Consider the following 16,986-nt stretch of genomic DNA (forward strand, 5'->3'; position numbering starts at 1 on the left):
CGATGAACCCCTACCCGCCCATCGCCGAGCACGGCATTGTCGGTGATCTGCAAACCGCGGCGTTGGTGTCGTCGGCCGGAACGGTGGATTGGTGGTGCACACCGCGATTCGATTCCCCGAGCGTTTTCGGGTCGCTGCTGGACCACGAACGGGGCGGGTACTGCCGTGTCGCGGCCGATTTGCCGGAGGGTTCGGTGACCATCCGCCAGTTGTATCTGCCGGATACCGCGGTGCTGGTCACTCGTTTCATGGCACCGGACGGAGTCGGGGAGGTCGCCGACTTCATGCCGCCGATCGACGACGACGCGCCTACCGATCGGCATCGCCTGGTTCGCATCGTGCGTGTGGTGCGCGGCAGTCTGCCGTTCGCGCTCGCCTGCCGGCCGCGTTTCGACTACGGCCGCGCCGAGCACACGACGGTGGCGCACGACAACGAATGGATCATGTTCGAGGGTCCGAAAACCACCCTGCACCTGCAGGCGTCCGACCCGGTCGTATTGAGCGTCGACGACGGCGACGCGATCGGCCACTTCACTCTGGACGAGGGGGAGACGGCCGTCATCGTGCTGACCACCACCGCGGCGGGTGGGGAATTTCCGGCGCCACCGCAGCGCGGCGAGGTCGCGGCCGAATTCGCGGACTGCCGGGAATGGTGGCAGGGGTGGCTGCGGAACTCGACCTATCGCGGCCGCTGGCGCGATATGGTCAACCGCTCCGCGATCACGTTGAAACTGCTCACCTACCTACCGACGGGCGCCCCCATCGCGGCGGCCACCATGGGCCTTCCCGAACAAGTCGGCGGGGAACGTAATTGGGACTATCGCTACACGTGGTTGCGCGACGGTTCCCTGTCGGTCCGGGCGCTGCTGAATCTGGGGTTCACCGCCGAGGCCTACGCGTTTCGCCGCTGGCTGCGTGAGCGGCTGCCGGGCAGCACCCCCTCGGGTGAGCCGTTGCAGATCATGTATCGCATCGACGGTGACCCGCGACTGGACGAGGAGATCCTCGACCACTGGGAGGGATATCGCGGATCGGCGCCGGTGCGGGTCGGCAATGCCGCTGCGGATCAGTTGCAACTCGACATCTACGGCGAAGTCGCCGATGCGCTGGCACAGACCTCCGATATCGGCGGTATCTCGGGGTGGCGGGTGTTCGCCGAGTTGCTGGACTGGCTGGTCGACAAGTGGGATCGGCCCGACGAAGGCGTGTGGGAAACCCGCGGGGGCCAACAGGATTTCACCTACAGCAGGTTGATGACGTGGGTCGCGTTCGATCGCGGCATTCGCCTCGCGATCGACCATGCCCGGCCGGCCGACCTACAGCGTTGGACCGATGCGCGTGACGCGGTCTTCGCTCAGATCCTGGAACGTGGCTGGAGTGAGGACCGCCGCGCATTCGTCCAGCATTTCCGCACCGACGTCTTGGATGCCGCTTTGCTGCTGATGCCGCGCATGGGCTTTCTGTCCCCCCGCGACCCGGACTGGCTGAGCACACTCGACGCGATGGACGAGGAACTGGTCAGCGACAGCCTGGTCTATCGATACGATCCCGCCGCATCGCCGGACGGACTGCGCGGCTCCGAGGGCACCTTCAATCTGTGCAGCTTCCTCTACGTCGAGGCACTGGCACGGGCGGGGCGAGTTCACCACGCCCGCTACGCATTCGACAAGATGCTGACCTACGCCAACCACGTGGGACTGTTCGCCGAGGAGATCGGTCCTTCGGGTGAGCAGCTGGGCAACTTCCCGCAGGCGTTCACGCATCTGGCCCTGGTGGCGGCGGCGATGGCACTCGACGACGAGCTCGATCGCCTCGAGTCCGGAAAGCCCTCGTGATGAGCGAGCCCCGTGCTCCGGCCCGCCCGCGCGGCGTGCTGGTGCCGCTCGCGCTGGCGCAGTTCATCTGCAGTTTCGCCGGTACGAATATGGCGGTGATGATCACCGACATCAGTACCGATCTGGACGCCGACGTGGCCGGGGTGCAACTGGTCATCACCCTGTTCCTGCTGATCATGGCGGCATTGATGATTCCGGGCGGCAAGCTCACCGACCGCTACGGCCGCAAGCGCTGTTTCGTCGTGGGACTTTCGGTCTACGGGCTCGGCGCGATACTCAGCGCGCTCGCACCGGGACTGGGCGTGCTGGCCCTCGGCAACTCCGTGCTGGAGGGGGTGGGTACCGCGCTGCTGATTCCGCCGGTCTACATCCTGACCACGCTGCTGTTCACCGACACTACTTCGCGCGCACGGGCTTTCGGTGTGGTGATGGCGATGGGCGGGATCGGCGCGGCGGCCGGACCGCTGCTGGGCGGACTGATCGCCTCCGGGCTGGGCTGGCGGGCGGCGTTCGCCTTTCAGGCGTTGGTGGTGGCGGCCATCCTGATCTCCACGCGCCGGGTCCGTGACCCGCTTCCGCCCGATCCGCACCGCACCCTGGATCTGACCGGAAGCGTGCTCTCGGCGGCCGGTCTCGTGCTGCTCGTGCTCGGAATTCTGGCCGCCGACAACGATATACGGTGGTGTGTGGTGCTGATCGTGCTGGCGGTGGTGGTGCTCGCCGGGTTCTTCTGGCACGTGCGCACCACCGAACGAGCCGGCGGCGAACCTCTGGTGTCGCTGAGCTTGTTCCGCAGCCGCATCTCGAATTTCGGCTTGGCCACCCAATTGTTGCAGTGGCTGATCCTGATGGGGACCTCGTTCGTGGTCTCGGCGTATCTGCAGGTGGTGCGCGGCTACGATCCGATCCGCACCGGCGTGATCTTCACGGCCGCCACCGCCGGACTGCTGGTGTCGTCGCTGACGGCCGCGCGGCTGGCCCGGATGTTCACTCAGCGAACCCTCATCATGGCCGGCTTCGTCGTCGTGGTCGCCGGCATCGTGGTACTCATCGCCCTGGCCGGGCGCACGCTGAACCCGTGGGCGTTCGCGCCCGGACTGCTGCTGATCGGACTGGGACTCGGCTCCATGCTGACTCCGTCGGTGAACGTCGTGCAGTCGACGTTCAGTGAGGAGCGCCAAGGCGAGATCTCGGGACTGTCGCGGTGTGTGTCCAATCTCGGATCGTCGCTGGGCACCGCGATCGCCGGCACCATCCTCGTCGCCGGACTCAGCAGCCATGCCTACGCGGTCGCGATGCTCGCGCTCGGCGTGGCCGGTGTGATCGGGTTGTTCGCGGCCGCCGGACTACCGCATCGAACGCCGATCGCGCAGCCGTAACCCGCTACTCCGAGGAGGAAGGGCGCTGCACCCAGCTGAGGTCGGCGCGCCAGGTGTAGGCGGCCACGATGGCGGAGGCGATGACGGCGGTGTAGAGCATGTCGCCGCCCTCGACGACCAAGGAGACCAGGCCGCCGATCAGGGCGCCGGCGGCGAACGACAGCCATTGCACCGCGTAGCCCAGCCATTCGCGATGGGTGCCGCCGGCCATATGCCGTTCCACGCCCTGCGCGAATTTCACCAGCGTTCCGGTGATGTAGGTGACCGGGATGGATACCTCACCCTTCTTGACGAAGGAGGTGTTGAGCGAACCCATCGCGAACGAGACGAGCAGGATCGGCACCAGGCCCAGATCCGCGTCGTGCCGATAGAGAATCGTGTCGAGGACGGCGGCGACGGTGAGAGCGGCGGTGGCGAGCATGGTCGCGCCGTGCGGGTGATTGCGCCACCAGTGCCGACGACAGAGCGAGGCCACCAGCACGCCGGCGAGAAAGAACACGATCAGGGCGAAGGCGCCGGCCGCGAGGGTGTAGTCGCCGAGGAATCCGCCGATGACGGCGCGCTCGGTATTGCCGGTCATGAAGGTGACGAAGTAGCCCTCGGAGTGCGTGTAGGCGGCGGCGCCCACGAACCCGGCCAGGATGAGCAGGGCCGAGGCCAGCCGGGTCTCCAGCGTCCAGAACGGCTCGAGGGAGTCTTCGGATTTCGGAGTCACCGCAACAGACTAGCAATACATGCATGAGTATGCATGTATTGGCCTTGTGGTGTGGGAGCGGTCACCGCCGGGGACGGGGGTTGTCGGTGAGGAGCCGTAAGGTGAGCGCGCGGATCGGCGGGTGTCCGGATACGGGAGGTGCGGTGGAGGTCACATGGGGTCAGGTGTTCGCGTGGCGCCTGCGCAGGGGATTCGTCGAAGGGCGTGACGGCGGCAGCGCGGTGGCGGTGACGCGGCGACTGGCCGGGGTGCAGGCGCAGGTGACGTCCGCGGCGGAGACCGCGGTGGCGGTGCGGCGCGGGGGAGCGCCGGGTGAACTGGTCCGCGCGCTCGACGCCGGTGAACTGATGAAGACGTGGGCGATGCGCGGAACCTTACATGCGATGACGCCCGATACCGCGGCCGCCGCACTGGCCCTGATCGCGTCGGCGCGGACGTGGGAGAAGCCGGCGTGGCAACGCAATTTCGGCGCCGATCCCGGCGAAGTGAAGGCGCTGACCGACGCGGTGGCCGAACTGCTCGACGGTGGTGCCGTGCTGAGCCGGGCGGAACTGGTGGACGAACTACTGCGCGACCGCCGCTTCGCGACCATGGGCGAGCAATTGCGCTCGGGCTGGGGTGCGTTGTTGAAACCGCTGGCCTGGCAGGGAGTGCTGTGCCACGGACCCGCCCGCGGATCATCGGTGACCTTCACCGCTCCCGCGCGTGCGGTGACCGGATGGACCGGCCTGCCGCCGGCCGATGTGGCGGCCGCACACCTGATCCGCGCCTATCTCGGCGTCTACGGCCCGGGCACACCGGAGGCGTTCAATGCCTGGCTCCTGCGTGGCGTGTTGCGCAAAACCACTGTCCGCCAATGGTTCTCCGAGCTGGGGGCCGAAATCACCGAAGTCGATGTCGAGGGCCGCCGCACCTGGATCCGCACCGAGGACGCCGACGAGCTGGCCGCCACCGATCCCACCGACACCGTCCGCCTGCTCGGTCCCTTCGATCACTACGTTCTCGGCCCCGGCACCACCGATCCGGTCCTGCTGCCCCCGGCCCATCGCACCAAGGTCAGCCGGACCGCCGGCTGGATCTCGCCCTTGGTTCTCGTCGGCGGCCGGATCGCCGGGACGTGGGAAACCGTCGACGACACCCTCACGGTCAGCATGTTCGACGACGAGCGCGTCGACCCGGAGCTGCTCCGAGCCGAAGCCGTCCACCTCGCCCGTGCCACCGGGCGAGACCATCTCGACGTCGGCTGAGACCCCCGAGAGTGCGCGCCGAGGCCGGGTCGCTGCACAAGACTCGGTTGCCCTTGCCGCGACAGCCGATTCAGCTCGCGATGTCTCCCGTGGATCGAACGGATTCACCGAGCGCCGCCAGGGTTGCGGCGCGGCCCAGGTCCAGAGCGCGCAACAGCACCGTGGAATCCCGGGCTACCCGGCCGATCGTGGGTGCGCCCAGCGGCGGGCGGATCTGCAGAATCGACGGGTCGCTCGCCATACGGTGTTCGTCGGCGGCGAACTGCGCCGCACGGGCGAACCAGCTCTCGGCCACCGTCGGGCCCGAGGCGCCGAGCACCCGTGCCACCACGCGCCGTTCGAAATCCGAAGGAATGCTGGGGTTTTCATCGACCCGCCGGGTGCGCAACACCACGATGTGGGTGGCACCCTGGGCGCGGGCGGTGGTGACCGGTACCGATTCGGACAGTCCGGCATCGACGTAGCGCCCGCCGCCCACCGCCACCGGACGTCCGGCCAGCACCGGCATGCAGGTGCTGGCGCGCAGCGCACGCTGCAGGGACGGGATATCGCTGATGTGCGGGCGCAGATCGACAGCGCTGCCGTCGGCGATATCGGTGCCGATCGGGTGGAAGGTAACCGAATTGCCGAGGATCGCGGCGAAATCCATCGGCACGATCCGCTCGTAGACGGTGTGCACCAGATATCGGGTGTCCACGACCAGACCGCCACGCAGCGCCCGGGCCGGTGAGATCACCCGTCGCACCACATCCGAATGCCAGGCCCGCCGTGCCCGCGCCGCCCGCCCGCACAGCAGCCACGCGCCGTTCAGCGCGCCGGCCGAGGCGCCGTAGACGGCGTCGAAACAGCGCAGCACGCCGAGTTCTTCCAAGCCGGTGACCATGCCGTGCGAATAGACCCCGCGTGCGGAGCCGCCCTCGATCACCAGCGCCAGCCGGAAATCGTCGCCATGCTCACCGGCGATGCTGCCGCCGTGGAAGCGTTGCGCGATCAGCTCCGCCGGGGTCATCGGCCGCGTACTGTCCGGCATCGCACCACACCTTTCGATCACTGCGTTCAGCTCTGTCTATCACGCCTCGCCCGAGGCTCGGGCGGTCGGAGAGCGCCCGGGTAGGCTGCGCGGATGCGGATCGAATCGTCGCGGCGCCTCATCGACACCGTGGCCTGGGTGCTGATCGAGGACGGACGGATCCTGTGCGCCCGACCGGATGGCAAGGACGAGTTCTATATTCCCGGCGGCAAGCGCGAGGGCGAGGAGACCGATCGGCAGACGCTGATTCGGGAGATCTCCGAAGAGCTCACCGTGGTGCTGATTCCGGAATCGATCGCCCACGTCGGCACCTACGAGGCCGAATTGCCCGGCGCCACCGAGGTTTCGGTGCGCATGAGCTGCTACACCGCCGACTACGCCGGAACGATCGAACCCAGCAGCGAAATCGCCGAGATCGCCTGGTTCAGCTATGCCGACCGGGCCGCGGTGCCGCCCGTCGACCAGGTGCTCTTCGATGATCTGGTGGCGCGCGGACTGCTACCGGCGCACTGACTTCGGACTCGGGCGAATCAGTCGGGGAGTAGCGGCACCGACAGACCTTCACCGCGCCCGAGCAGTGCGGCCCGGGTGACGGTTCCGGCGCCGAAGCGGTCGCGCACCGCATCCAGCGCCGCGTCCAGTGTGGTGTCCGGGCCGGCGTCCAACGGCAGCATCAGCTGTCTCGGGTCCGTATTCTGCAGGTTCGTCAGGGCGAGGCCGATGAGGGTGATGCCGCGCTCCTCGATCAGTGGGCGGGCGGCCGCGAGCAGGGTGCGGGCGGCCTGCAGGATCGTCGCACCGTCGTCGGTGGCGGTGGGCAGAGTGTGCGACCGGGTCGCGCGTCCGAAATCGGCGAAGCGTAAGCGCAGCACCACCGTTCGGCAGATCCGCCGCGCGGCCCGCAAGCGGTGCCCGAGCCGATCCGCCAGGCCGTGCAGGTAGGCCTCGATCTCGGCATCGGTGCGGGGCCGGTTACCCAACGCGCGTTGCGCACCGATCGAGCGGCGGCGGCGACCGGTGTCGACCCGGCGCGGATCGCGGGCCCAGGCCAGGGCGTGCAGATGCCGTCCGGCGGCGCGACCGAGCAGGCCGCACAACTCCATCGGATCGGTGTCGGCCAATTGCCCGATCCGGGTGATGCCGTGTTCGTGCAATGTCCGCGCCGTCACCTCGCCCACGCCCCAGAGCCGTTCGACCGGCAGCGGATGCAGGAAGTCGAGTTCGGCGTCGGGCTGCACGAGCAGCAGGCCGTCGGGTTTGCAGACCGCACTGGCTACCTTGGCGAGGAATTTGCTCCGCGCCACGCCGACCGAGATGGGCAGTCCGACCTCGGTCCGCACCCGAGCCCGCAATCCGGCCGCGATGTCGATCGGCGCGCCCGAAATGCGGTGCAGCCCACCGACATCGAGAAAGGCCTCGTCGATGGAGATGCCCTCCACCTCCGGAGTGGTGTCACGGAAGATCGCGAACACGTCCCGGCTCGCCTGCGCATAAGCCGACATTCGCGGCGGCACCACGACCGCGTGCGGACACAACCGCAACGCTTGCCGCGCGTTCATCGGCGTCCGCACACCGTAGGCCTTGGCCTCGTAACTCGCCGCCAGCACCACCCCACCCCCGACGATCACCGGTTTGCCCCGCAACTCCGGCGCGTCCCGCTGCTCGACCGACGCATAGAACGAATCCAGATCCGCATGCAGAATCGCCGCCCGCCCCCGCCTTTCCGCTGCCGTCGCCCCCTCATCCGATTCGAACACATGTGCGATCTTACCGCGTCGGCCGATCGTGGTGATGCCGGTCAGTCGGCGTGGTCGCCGGATCCGGCCAGCGCGGCGTAGAGCCAGTTGTGGGCTTGTCCGACCGTGACACGGCTGTCGAGGAAATGGCCGGTCAACGCCCAGTAGCGGTGAATCCGGTGATCACCGTCGGTGGCGTCGGCCAGCATGTGCTGGCGGAAACGCGGTGTGTCGTGTTCGCCGCGGGCGCTCGCGTGGGCGATGACGAATCGACTCCGGACGGCCGCGCCAGTACTGCCGCCGTACCACGCCGATCACATCGGGGTCGGCCACGAGAGCGGCCAGTTCGGCATAGGCGACGACGTCGTCGACGGATGGATCGGCAGGCGGTTGCGGGACATTCCAATACACCCACGGATCGCTCGCGGATCGGGGTAGCGGCGCGAGGATGCGCCGCCAGAAGCGGACGAGACAATCGTGGATCGCCACTCCGTCCTGCGCGGCAGCCAGTAACGCCAATCGCGTACTGCGCTGCGCCGGGGCTGCTGTCTCGATGGCTCGCAACGAGGCCCGCCGCCACGCCAGTGACCTCACTTCGACATCCAGTCGCGCGCTTTCGGCGGCGATGGCTTCGGCCAGCGACCGTTCCTCGCGCAACACAGCGGTTATCGATTCGAGGCCGAGCCCCAGAGTGCGGAGCCGTCGTACCAGGAGCAGTCGTTCGGTGGCGCGGTCGCCTACGTCCAGAAGATGGAGGCCGAGCAGCCGCAGCTCGCGGCAGAAATGGAAGCAAAATTCAAGGAAGGCGCGGCGGATTGAGCTGCGGTGGAAAATTTCGAAAAAAAAGATCTCCGCCGATGTCGAGAACGGCGAACCGGCTCCGTCCCAGGGATACGAGCAACCGACAACGGCCCGCTCGCGGACACCGACACAGGAGCGACAGCGATGGAACAGCACACGATCAGCGAAATCCTCAACCGTCCGATCAGCCGGGAATTGCTGGCGCGCGATCTGCTGCGGCTGGCCTACGTCGCCAAGGACGGCACGCCGCGCAACATCCCGATCGCGTTCACCTGGAACGGCTCGCAGATCGTGCTCTGCACCACGAAGAACGCACCGAAACTGCACTCTCTGCGGCACAATCCTCAGGTCGCGCTGACGATCGACACCGAGGTCCACCCGCCGAAGATCCTGCTCCTGCGCGGACATGCCGAGCTGGATGTCGTCGACGGCATCCCGGAGGAATACCTGCAGATGAACGGCAGCTACGAGATGACGCCCGAACAGCGCGTGGAGTGGGAGGCGGAAGTCCGCTCGCTCTACGACGGCATGGTCCGGATCGTCATCACCCCGACCTGGGCCAAGCTCATCGACTTCGACACCACCCTGCCCACCGCGGTCGAGGAGCTGGTCCGGCAGCGGGCCGAACGTCAGCAGGCCTGATCACCAGCCGGTTCCGTGCCGCCGACATCGAGGAGACGACAATGCCGAAATACCTGTTGCTCAAGCACTATCGGGGTGCGCCCGCGGCGGTCAACGACGTGCCGATGGATCAGTGGACACCGGAGGAGATCACCGCCCATGTGCAGTACATGGAGGACTTCGCCGCACGGCTGCAGACCAGCGGCGAGTACGTCGACCATCGGGCGCTCTCGCCGCAGGGCACGTTCGTCCGGTCCGACGGCGAGGGCCGTCCACCGATCACCGACGGTCCGTTCGCGGAGACCAAGGATCTGATCGCGGGCTGGATGCTCATCGATGTCGAGACCTACGAGCGGGCGCTCGAACTGGCAGGTGAGCTGTCCGAGGCGCCCGGTGCGGGCGGGAAACCGATCCGGGAGTGGCTCGAGCTGCGCCCGCTGCTCACGGCGATGCCCACGGTGACCGAGTGAACGAATCGCTGCTGCGGGAGTTGGTGCCCGCGGTGATCGGTGTCCTCGTCCGGCGCGGCGCGGACTTCGCGTCGGCCGAGGATGCGGTGCAGGAGGCTGTGATTCGGGCTCTGCAAACCTGGCCTGACGACCCACCGCGCGATCCGAAAGGCTGGCTCGTCGCGGCCGCGTGGCGAAAGTTCCTCGATGCCACACGAGCCGAGACATCGAGGCGGGAGCGAGAACTCGCGGTCGAGCACGAGCCGCCGACCGGGCCGGTCCCGGGAGCCGACGACTCCTTGTGGCTGTACTTCCTGTGCGCGCATCCGTCGCTGTCACCCGGTTCTGCCGTCGCGTTGACGCTGCGCGCGGTCGGCGGCCTGACGACGCGGCAGATCGCGACGGCCTACCTCGTCCCGGAAGCGACCATGGCGCAACGGATCAGCCGGGCCAAGCGGCGTCTCGCCGGATTGCCGCTGGACCGGCCCGGCGATCCGGCGACCGTGTTGCGGGTTCTCTACCTGGTATTCAACGAGGGCTACGGCGGTGACATCGATCTGGCGGCCGAGGCGATCCGCCTCACCCGACAGCTGGCCGCGGCGAGCGACGAGCCGGAGGTCGCGGGACTGTTGGCCCTCATGCTGCTGCACCATGCCCGCCGCAGCTCCCGCACCGGCCCGGACGGGCGCCTCGTGCCGCTGGCCGAACAGGACCGAACCCGTTGGGACACAACACTTATCTCCGAAGGTGTCACGATCCTGCAAGCGGCGTTGGCTCGTGACCGCCTGGGCGAATACCAGGCGCAGGCGGCGATCGCCGCCCTACACGCCGACGCCCCGACCGCCGCCGAAACGGACTGGGTACAGATCGTGGAGTGGTACGACGAACTGCTGAATCTCACGGGCAGCCCGGTGGTGCAACTCAATCGCGCGGTCGCGGTCGGTGAAGCCGACGGACCCCAGGCCGGCCTGGCGGAATTGAGCAAGGTGGACCCCGAGCTGCCCCGGTACGCGGCGGTCCACGCCTACCTCCTCGAACGCGCCGGCGACCTCGAACAGGCCGCCGACCTGTATGCCGCGGCATCCGGCACCGCCACCAGCATCCCGGAGCGCAACCACCTCACCGGCGAGGCCGCGCGGGTGCGAGGGCTGCTGCGCCGGCGAACCGACCGACCGACGACATTCACCGAGTGAGGTTCTCGCTGCACGCCGAAGCCGGTGACTTGTGAGAAGGTGAAGCCGCACTTGTGAATTCGATGCTGCCCCTGCGGAGTATCGACGTAATCCGGAGGAGAGGCCTTGGTGGAGGCGACGTTCGATGTGACCGGGCTGGTGGGACATCGCTATCGCACGGACGACTTCTACGAGGTGGGGCGGGAGAAGATCCGCGAGTACGCGCGAGCGGTACAGGACTTCCACCCGGCGCACTGGAGTGAGGATGCTGCCGGTGAGCTGGGGTACGCCGGTCTGGTCGCACCGACCACATTCATCTCCACCGTCGCGATGCTGGCCAATCGCAGGCTGTTGGAAACCGTCATGACCGGCTACGACGTCGTCGTGCAGACCGATCAGGTCTTCGAGATGTACAAGCCGGTGCTCACCGGCGACCGGTTGATCAGCGATGTGGAGCTGTCGTCGGTGCGCCGTATCGGCGGCAGGGACCTGCTCACCATCACCAACACGTTCACCGACCGGACCGGTGACGTCGTGCAGATCATGCACACCACCGTCCTCGGCCTCACCGGCGCGGACGTTGACGCCGACATCAGCGACACGATCGAGCGTGTCGTCATGAGCGGCCTCGACACCCCTCCCCGAACCACGGCATCTGCCGCCGAGGCGAACGGGTCGTCGCCGGCAGATGCGGAATACGGCACCACTGCGCGTCTTTCGCCGATCTCCCGCACGCGCACCCCACAGACCACACTCCGATTCGACGACATCACCGTCGGCGACGAACTTCCCGCACGGTCGGTGAACCTGACGCGCGGCGATCTGGTCAACTATGCCGGGGTCTCCGGGGACGTGAATCCGATCCATTGGCATGCCGAGATCGCCGCGCTCGCAGGGCTTCCCGACGTGATCGCCCACGGCATGCTCACGATGGGCTTGGGAGCCGGCTTCGTCACCGGATGGCTTGGGGACCCGGGCGCGATGATCAGATACGGCGTGCGGCTGTCGAACTACACGGTCATCGAAGCCGCCTCCGCGGGAACGGTGGAGTTCACCGGGCGCATCAAGTCTGTCGACCCCGATACCAGGACCGCCGTCGTCGTCATGGTCGCGAAGTCGGCCGGGCGCAAGGTTTTCGGCCTCGCCACGGCGGATGTCCGCCTGGCCTGACCTGCGCCACGACCACCGGGCGAATCAGTACTGGTTCTTGATGACGAAGTAGGAGCCGCGAATTGTTCCCGCCAGCTTCGACTTCTGCCGCGCGAACTTGAACGACGAGAGTTCGGTGGGGATTTCCATCCCGTCGGACAGTTTGAACCCCACGGCCCTCTTACCGGAATCGTCGATCGAATACATCACGTTGATCGACAGGCCGCTCTCGTAGAAGACGTAGGCGAAGCGAATCCCGTCCGCTTCGAAGGCCGTGGCCTCGAGCGGGCGGGAGGAGATGACGATGCCACGCTCGTCCTCGAGGATCAGGCTGACCCAGTCGACCGTCGACTGGGCCTCCTTGGCGGGCTCCACGGTGAAGACGTGGTCGTACTTGTTCTTGAAGTACCGGGCTTCGTTGGCCCGCAGACCGGCCAAAGCCTGCGCGACGGGCGACGATTCGAGGCCTTCGGTCGATACCGTAGTGAAGTCCACGGCGTAGGTCATGGCGAACTCCTCTGCGACTGGGTCGGTCGAACTGTACAACGTCGTGCGTCGCGAATCGGGCAGGCTCGGCCTCACTCCGCGCGCGAGAACACCGCCACCAGAAAGTCCGACTCGTCGGTGAACGGGCGCAGATCCCACGTCGAAAGCCGCAGATCGACCCTGAGTCCGGCGTGTTCGGCGTCGGCGAGGAACTGTGGGAACTCGTAACCCCGGTCGGCACCGAACCCGACCACCACCCGGCCGGCCCGAGCCAGATGGCGGGCGAATCCGGACAGCACCGCGCCGCGGGTGGAGGGCGCCAGGAATGTCATCACGTTGCCCGCGCACACGATCACATCGAAGTCGCCGGCGATCCCGCGGCTCGGCAGATCGAGTTCGGCCAGGTCGCCGACCAGCCAGGTCGGGCCGGGATGGTCCTGTTCCGCCGCGGCGATCAACACCGGATCGACGTCGACGCCGACGACGACATGACCGGCCCGGTACAGGTAGCCACCCAGCCGACCCGGACCGCATCCGGCGTCCAGGATTCGGCTGCCGCGCCCGACCATCGCATCGATCAGGCGCGCCTCGCCGACGATGTCCGCGCCTTCGGCCGCCATCGTCCGGAAGCGCTCGACGTACCACGTCGAATGCGCGGGATCGGCGGCGGTGATCTCTTCCCACTGGCTGGGCGTGCGTCCGCTCATGGCCTGTTCCTCTTCTCTCGGTCCGGTGCGTGTACTTGACCTTGCCATCGTGACAAGGTCTTCACTGACTGCCGGAGGTGGTCCCGATGAACTCGACACACAGGAACCCACAGGACATGCGACTACTCGACGCGCTGGCGGCGAACAACTCGTCGACACGACTCGAGGCGGCGTTGGCGCTCGGCACCCGTCCCGAGCCTGACTTCGCCGATGCGCTGATCGAGCGGTGCGGGATCGAGCCCGACTTCTTCGTGCGCGACATGCTGACCTGGGCGCTCACCCGGCTTCCGGCGCAGGTCACGGTGCCGAAACTGCGTGCTCAATTGGGTTCGGACCGTCCCCAGGCGCGCAGCCAGGCGCTGCACACCCTGTCCAAGATCGGAGACCGCAGCGCGTGGTCCGCGATCACCCGGTCGTTGCTGCACGATGCCGACGACGACGTCGCGCGCAGCGCGTGGCGCGCCGCCGTCGTCCTGGTGCCCGTCGGCGAGAAGGAGGCCCTCGCCGACGCGCTGGCTACCCAATTCGGCCGCGGCGACCGCGAGGTGCGGTTGAGTTTGAGCCGCGCTCTGGTCGCCCTGGGTGAGATCGTCGAGCCGGTCCTGCGGACGGCGATGACGAACCCGGACCCGGTGGTGCGCGCCCATGCACGTGCCACCGACGTGCTGCTGCGCGACCCCGATGCCGGTTTCGACCTCGCGATCGGCGAGGCCAGGCGGGTCCGCGCCCTCGGACCGGAGCGAGAGGAGTCGACCGCGTGCTGATCGGCGAGGTGGCCCGCTACTCGGGAGTGAGCGCCCGGATGCTCCGGCACTACGACTCCCTGGGGTTGGTGCAGCCGACCGGCCGCACCAACGGCGGCTATCGGGAGTATTCCGTCCAGGACATCCGGCGGATCTTCCACGTCGAGGGTCTGCGATCGCTGGGCTTGTCGCTGACCCAGATCGGGCGCGCTCTCGACGATCCGGGCTTCACGCCGTCCGCCCTGGTGGGCGACCTCATACGAGCGACCGAGGAACGGCTGAGCCGGGACCGTGAGCTGCTCGAACGGCTGCGTGCGGTCGAGGCGGCCGAACCCTCCGGCTGGCAGGACGCGCTGCGTATCGTCGAACTCTTGCGCGGACTCGGTTCGTCCAATGCCGCCCGGCGGCAGCAGGCCGTTCTCGCTCCGGCGGAGGAGATGCCGGCCGAACTGCTCGCCGAGGCGGTGCTCGCCGAATCCGATCCGTATGTGGCGGGGGCGCTGCGCTGGGCTCTGGCTCGAGCCGGTGCGGACGGAGTGCTGAACGTGGCCTCCGGCTTGGACTCCGCCGATGTCGAGGTCCGGCGGCGGGCGGCGTCGGCGCTCGCCGAGATTGCCGGGACGGAGTCGAGTGCGGTGCTGCTGGACGCCCTCGGCGACGCGGACGCGACTGTTCGCAGAATCTCCGCGCTCGCCCTCGGCGCCCGCGGGCAGACCCGCGCGGTGCCGGAACTCGTCGCCACCGTGATCGAGGGCCCGAACGATGTCGAGGCGGCCGAATTGCTGGGATCGCTGGCCCGGGACACGCAGTGGGCGGAGCGCATCCTGGGCGCACTCGCCGGCGAGCTGACCGCCCACCCGCCGGGTTCACCGGTGCGGCTCCGGCTGACCCAGGCGTTGGCGGAGCTGCCCGGCTCCCTCGCGCTGAATACGTTGCGGCCCTTGGTAGATGACGACGATCGGGCCGTCGCGCTGCTCGCCGCGGCACTCGTCCGCGCGCTCGAACACGGGCCACCGGAGGATCCCGGGTCCACCGCACCCGCATGATCGCGTCCCGCGCGGGTATCACCCGATGCGCGGGACGAGAGGAGTGACGTGATGCGGTTGCGGCGCAGCACGCCCTACGGTGCCGGAATACGCCGGGTGCGACGAGGCAGAGGCTTTTCCTATGCCGACGAGAACGGCATCCCGGTCACGGATCCCGAAGTGACACAACGCATCGACGCACTGGTGATCCCACCGGCCTGGCGGAAGGTGTGGATCTGCCCGCATGCCCAGGGGCACATACAAGCGGTCGGGGTGGATGCGGCGGGGCGGCGGCAATATCTGTATCACGAACAGTGGCGGCGAGAACGCGGCCGGACCATCGCGGCGGCTTCGCAGCGGGCGCGGCGCGCGCCCAGCGAGGACGAACGCCGAGCCATCGTCGAGCGAGCCGTGCTGCGCCTGCTGCGCTCGACCGCGAACGGAAAGTGATCCGCGCGTCGCACCGCGATCCCGGACCGAGAACAATGTCGGCCGGACAAGTTTGCCCGAGAACGCCGGGGTACTCGGAGCCCATGACCGAGATCGACAACGCGACCCGCATCGAGGCCGACTCGGTGACGGGAAACCTGGACCTCATGACCATCGTGGGCGCGGCGCACACCGCCCAGTCGAGCTGGGCGCGCACGCCCGCGGCGAGCCGAGCCGAGGCGCTGCGTGCCGGGGCGGCCGCATTGCGCGAGCACGCCGACGAACTCGCCGCCACGCTCGAAGCGGAGACCGGCCGCCCGGCCGACTCGGGGCGAGAAGGGGTGCTCGCCGGCGCGGGCACTCTCGAGCAGTACGCCGAGCTGGGGCCGGTCCATCGCGGTCACACCCTGCAGGGCAGTTGGGACGCAACGGATTTCATGATCGCCCAGCCGCGCGGCGTAGTCGTCGCCCTGACGCCGTGGAACGATCCGGTCGCCATCGCGGCGGGACTGGTCGGCGCCGCACTGGCGACCGGAAATGCGGTGGTGCACAAGCCCAGTGAGCGTTGCCCGCGCACCGGCGCGCTGTTCGGGCAGCTCCTCGAACAGCACTGCCCCGAGGGTGTGCTGCAGACCGTGCGCGGCGACGGCCGGGTGGGTGCGGCACTGGCCGGGCTGCCCGGCGTGGACGTGGTGGCGCATGTCGGCGGCACCGCCACCGGGCGCACCATCGCCGCGGCCGGCGCGCGCACCGGCGCCAAGGTGCTGTTGGAGAACGGCGGGAACGATGCGCTGATCGTCGACGCCGACGTGGACCCGGTATGGGCCGCCGAGCAGGCCGCACTGGGCGCCTTCGCCAATGCCGGGCAGGTCTGCGTGTCCGTGGAACGGATCTACGTCCATCGCGAGGTCGCGGACACGTTCGTGTCGGCACTGTGCGAACAGGCGCAGCGGTGGAATCTCGATCCGCAACCGCTGGTGGACGAGCGGCTGCGCACGCAGGTGCACGCCCAGGTGCGGGAGGCGATCTCGGCCGGCGCGAAAGCACTGGTGGGCGGACGGATTCCGGAGGGCCCCGGCACGACGTATCCGGCCACGGTCCTCACCGACTGCCGGCCCGGGATGCGCGTCATCCGCGAGGAGATCTTCGGGCCGGTCGCCCCCGTCCAGGTGGTCTCGGATTTCGCGACGGGACTCGATGCCGCGTGCCGCGACGACTACGGCTTGGCGGCGACTGTACTCACCGGCTCGATGGACCATATGCAGCAGGCGTGGCGCACACTTCCGGTGGGCACGGTGAAGATCAACTCGGTCTTCGGCGGCGCGCCCGGCGGTGCGGCCCAGCCGCGCGGCACATCGGGCACCGGATTCGGTTACGGCCCCGAACTTCTCGACGAGATGACCACCACCAAGGTGGTGCACATGGAGCCCGCGCCGCCGCGGCGCTGATCGTTTCCCAGCAC

Annotated in this window: 18 protein-coding genes and 1 pseudogene; 12 read left to right on the forward strand and 7 right to left on the reverse strand. The window is 68.3% G+C overall.

The features are described from left to right. Positions 1-2: 2 nt before the first annotated feature. Positions 3-1,835, forward strand: coding sequence for a glycoside hydrolase family 15 protein (locus C8258_RS17270; RefSeq protein ID WP_106956053.1), 1,833 nt, complete (start codon positions 3-5; stop codon positions 1,833-1,835). After that, a complete protein-coding gene (locus tag C8258_RS17275) occupies positions 1,835-3,214 on the forward strand; it encodes an MFS transporter (protein ID WP_106956054.1) in 1,380 nt (459 codons plus the stop codon). Before C8258_RS17270 ends, C8258_RS17275 begins: the two co-directional genes overlap by 1 nt. A gap of 4 nt (positions 3,215-3,218) precedes the next feature. Here C8258_RS17275 and C8258_RS17280 read toward each other — a convergent pair whose 3' ends face one another. Next, positions 3,219-3,929, reverse strand: a complete 711-nt coding sequence (locus tag C8258_RS17280; protein WP_199195738.1) for a YoaK family protein — start codon at positions 3,927-3,929, stop codon at positions 3,219-3,221. A 101-nt stretch (positions 3,930-4,030) separates the two neighbouring features. Here C8258_RS17280 and C8258_RS17285 point away from each other — a divergent pair, with 101 nt between their 5' ends. After that, complete coding sequence (locus tag C8258_RS17285) at positions 4,031-5,176, forward strand: winged helix DNA-binding domain-containing protein (protein ID WP_233225148.1); 1,146 nt, start codon at positions 4,031-4,033, stop codon at positions 5,174-5,176. A gap of 70 nt (positions 5,177-5,246) precedes the next feature. Here the strand turns inward: C8258_RS17285 and C8258_RS17290 are convergent, their stop codons facing one another. After that, positions 5,247-6,206: a patatin family protein gene (locus C8258_RS17290; RefSeq protein WP_199195739.1), complete on the reverse strand. Its 960-nt coding sequence runs from the start codon at positions 6,204-6,206 to the stop codon at positions 5,247-5,249. A gap of 93 nt (positions 6,207-6,299) precedes the next feature. Here C8258_RS17290 and C8258_RS17295 point away from each other — a divergent pair, with 93 nt between their 5' ends. Next, positions 6,300-6,719, forward strand: a complete 420-nt coding sequence (locus C8258_RS17295; protein WP_036501273.1) for an NUDIX domain-containing protein — start codon at positions 6,300-6,302, stop codon at positions 6,717-6,719. A gap of 17 nt (positions 6,720-6,736) precedes the next feature. Here the strand turns inward: C8258_RS17295 and dinB are convergent, their stop codons facing one another. From dinB to C8258_RS32650, 3 genes are read right to left on the reverse strand one after another with little or no spacing between them, the layout of a single operon-like run. Continuing rightward, on the reverse strand, positions 6,737-7,963 hold the full coding sequence (gene dinB / locus C8258_RS17300) for a DNA polymerase IV (protein WP_199195740.1): 1,227 nt from the start codon (positions 7,961-7,963) through the stop codon (positions 6,737-6,739). A 41-nt stretch (positions 7,964-8,004) separates the two neighbouring features. Further along, positions 8,005-8,151: a hypothetical protein gene (locus C8258_RS32645; RefSeq protein ID WP_158271271.1), complete on the reverse strand. Its 147-nt coding sequence runs from the start codon at positions 8,149-8,151 to the stop codon at positions 8,005-8,007. Next, positions 8,126-8,899, reverse strand: coding sequence for a hypothetical protein (locus C8258_RS32650; RefSeq protein ID WP_158271272.1), 774 nt, complete (start codon positions 8,897-8,899; stop codon positions 8,126-8,128). The genes C8258_RS32645 and C8258_RS32650 overlap by 26 nt, the downstream gene beginning before the upstream one ends. On the opposite strand from C8258_RS32650, the gene C8258_RS17315 reads away from it, so the two are divergent. From C8258_RS17315 to C8258_RS17330, 4 genes are all read left to right on the forward strand, one after another. Further along, positions 8,888-9,385: a pyridoxamine 5'-phosphate oxidase family protein gene (locus C8258_RS17315; protein ID WP_106956057.1), complete on the forward strand. Its 498-nt coding sequence runs from the start codon at positions 8,888-8,890 to the stop codon at positions 9,383-9,385. The genes C8258_RS32650 and C8258_RS17315 overlap by 12 nt on opposite strands. 41 nt (positions 9,386-9,426) lie before the next feature. Continuing rightward, positions 9,427-9,834: a YciI family protein gene (locus tag C8258_RS17320; RefSeq protein WP_106956058.1), complete on the forward strand. Its 408-nt coding sequence runs from the start codon at positions 9,427-9,429 to the stop codon at positions 9,832-9,834. Further along, positions 9,831-11,006, forward strand: a complete 1,176-nt coding sequence (locus C8258_RS17325) for an RNA polymerase sigma factor (protein WP_106956059.1) — start codon at positions 9,831-9,833, stop codon at positions 11,004-11,006. The genes C8258_RS17320 and C8258_RS17325 overlap by 4 nt, the downstream gene beginning before the upstream one ends. Positions 11,007-11,111: 105 nt before the next feature. After that, positions 11,112-12,155, forward strand: a complete 1,044-nt coding sequence (locus tag C8258_RS17330) for a fused (3R)-hydroxyacyl-ACP dehydratase subunits HadA/HadB (RefSeq protein WP_106956060.1) — start codon at positions 11,112-11,114, stop codon at positions 12,153-12,155. 24 nt (positions 12,156-12,179) lie between these two features. Here C8258_RS17330 and C8258_RS17335 read toward each other — a convergent pair whose 3' ends face one another. After that, positions 12,180-12,641: a phage tail protein gene (locus tag C8258_RS17335; RefSeq protein ID WP_106956061.1), complete on the reverse strand. Its 462-nt coding sequence runs from the start codon at positions 12,639-12,641 to the stop codon at positions 12,180-12,182. Between the two features lie 71 nt (positions 12,642-12,712). Continuing rightward, a complete protein-coding gene (locus C8258_RS17340) occupies positions 12,713-13,327 on the reverse strand; it encodes a bifunctional 2-polyprenyl-6-hydroxyphenol methylase/3-demethylubiquinol 3-O-methyltransferase UbiG (protein ID WP_106956062.1) in 615 nt (204 codons plus the stop codon). An 86-nt stretch (positions 13,328-13,413) separates the two neighbouring features. On the opposite strand from C8258_RS17340, the gene C8258_RS17345 reads away from it, so the two are divergent. The 4 genes and pseudogenes from C8258_RS17345 (at position 13,414) to C8258_RS17360 (ending at position 16,972) form a co-directional block, all read left to right on the forward strand. Then, complete coding sequence (locus tag C8258_RS17345) at positions 13,414-14,091, forward strand: HEAT repeat domain-containing protein (protein WP_199195741.1); 678 nt, start codon at positions 13,414-13,416, stop codon at positions 14,089-14,091. Then, positions 14,085-15,116 (forward strand): MerR family transcriptional regulator, encoded by a 1,032-nt coding sequence (locus C8258_RS17350; RefSeq protein ID WP_106956064.1) that lies wholly within the window; start codon positions 14,085-14,087, stop codon positions 15,114-15,116. Before C8258_RS17345 ends, C8258_RS17350 begins: the two co-directional genes overlap by 7 nt. Before the next feature lie 51 nt (positions 15,117-15,167). Beyond that, positions 15,168-15,425: pseudogene (locus tag C8258_RS17355) on the forward strand (DNA topoisomerase IB); the annotation flags it as partial. 203 nt (positions 15,426-15,628) lie between these two features. Next, entirely contained in the window at positions 15,629-16,972 is a 1,344-nt protein-coding gene (locus C8258_RS17360) for an aldehyde dehydrogenase (protein WP_106956065.1), read from the forward strand. Positions 16,973-16,986 lie beyond the last annotated feature (14 nt).

Origin of the sequence: Nocardia sp. MDA0666 (assembly GCF_003023875.1) — a bacterium.
GTDB lineage: Bacteria > Actinomycetota > Actinomycetes > Mycobacteriales > Mycobacteriaceae > Nocardia > Nocardia aobensis.

Coding starts and splice junctions, on each gene's coding strand:
- C8258_RS17270 (WP_106956053.1), top strand. CDS start 3: ATGAACCCCTACCCGCCCATCGCCGAGCACGGCATTGTCGGTGATCTG.
- C8258_RS17275 (WP_106956054.1), top strand. CDS start 1,835: ATGAGCGAGCCCCGTGCTCCGGCCCGCCCGCGCGGCGTGCTGGTGCCG.
- C8258_RS17290 (WP_199195739.1), bottom strand. CDS start 6,206: ATGCCGGACAGTACGCGGCCGATGACCCCGGCGGAGCTGATCGCGCAA.
- C8258_RS17295 (WP_036501273.1), top strand. CDS start 6,300: ATGCGGATCGAATCGTCGCGGCGCCTCATCGACACCGTGGCCTGGGTG.
- C8258_RS32645 (WP_158271271.1), bottom strand. CDS start 8,151: ATGCTGGCCGACGCCACCGACGGTGATCACCGGATTCACCGCTACTGG.
- C8258_RS17315 (WP_106956057.1), top strand. CDS start 8,888: ATGGAACAGCACACGATCAGCGAAATCCTCAACCGTCCGATCAGCCGG.
- C8258_RS17320 (WP_106956058.1), top strand. CDS start 9,427: ATGCCGAAATACCTGTTGCTCAAGCACTATCGGGGTGCGCCCGCGGCG.
- C8258_RS17335 (WP_106956061.1), bottom strand. CDS start 12,641: ATGACCTACGCCGTGGACTTCACTACGGTATCGACCGAAGGCCTCGAA.
- C8258_RS17340 (WP_106956062.1), bottom strand. CDS start 13,327: ATGAGCGGACGCACGCCCAGCCAGTGGGAAGAGATCACCGCCGCCGAT.
- C8258_RS17345 (WP_199195741.1), top strand. CDS start 13,414: ATGAACTCGACACACAGGAACCCACAGGACATGCGACTACTCGACGCG.
- C8258_RS17360 (WP_106956065.1), top strand. CDS start 15,629: ATGACCGAGATCGACAACGCGACCCGCATCGAGGCCGACTCGGTGACG.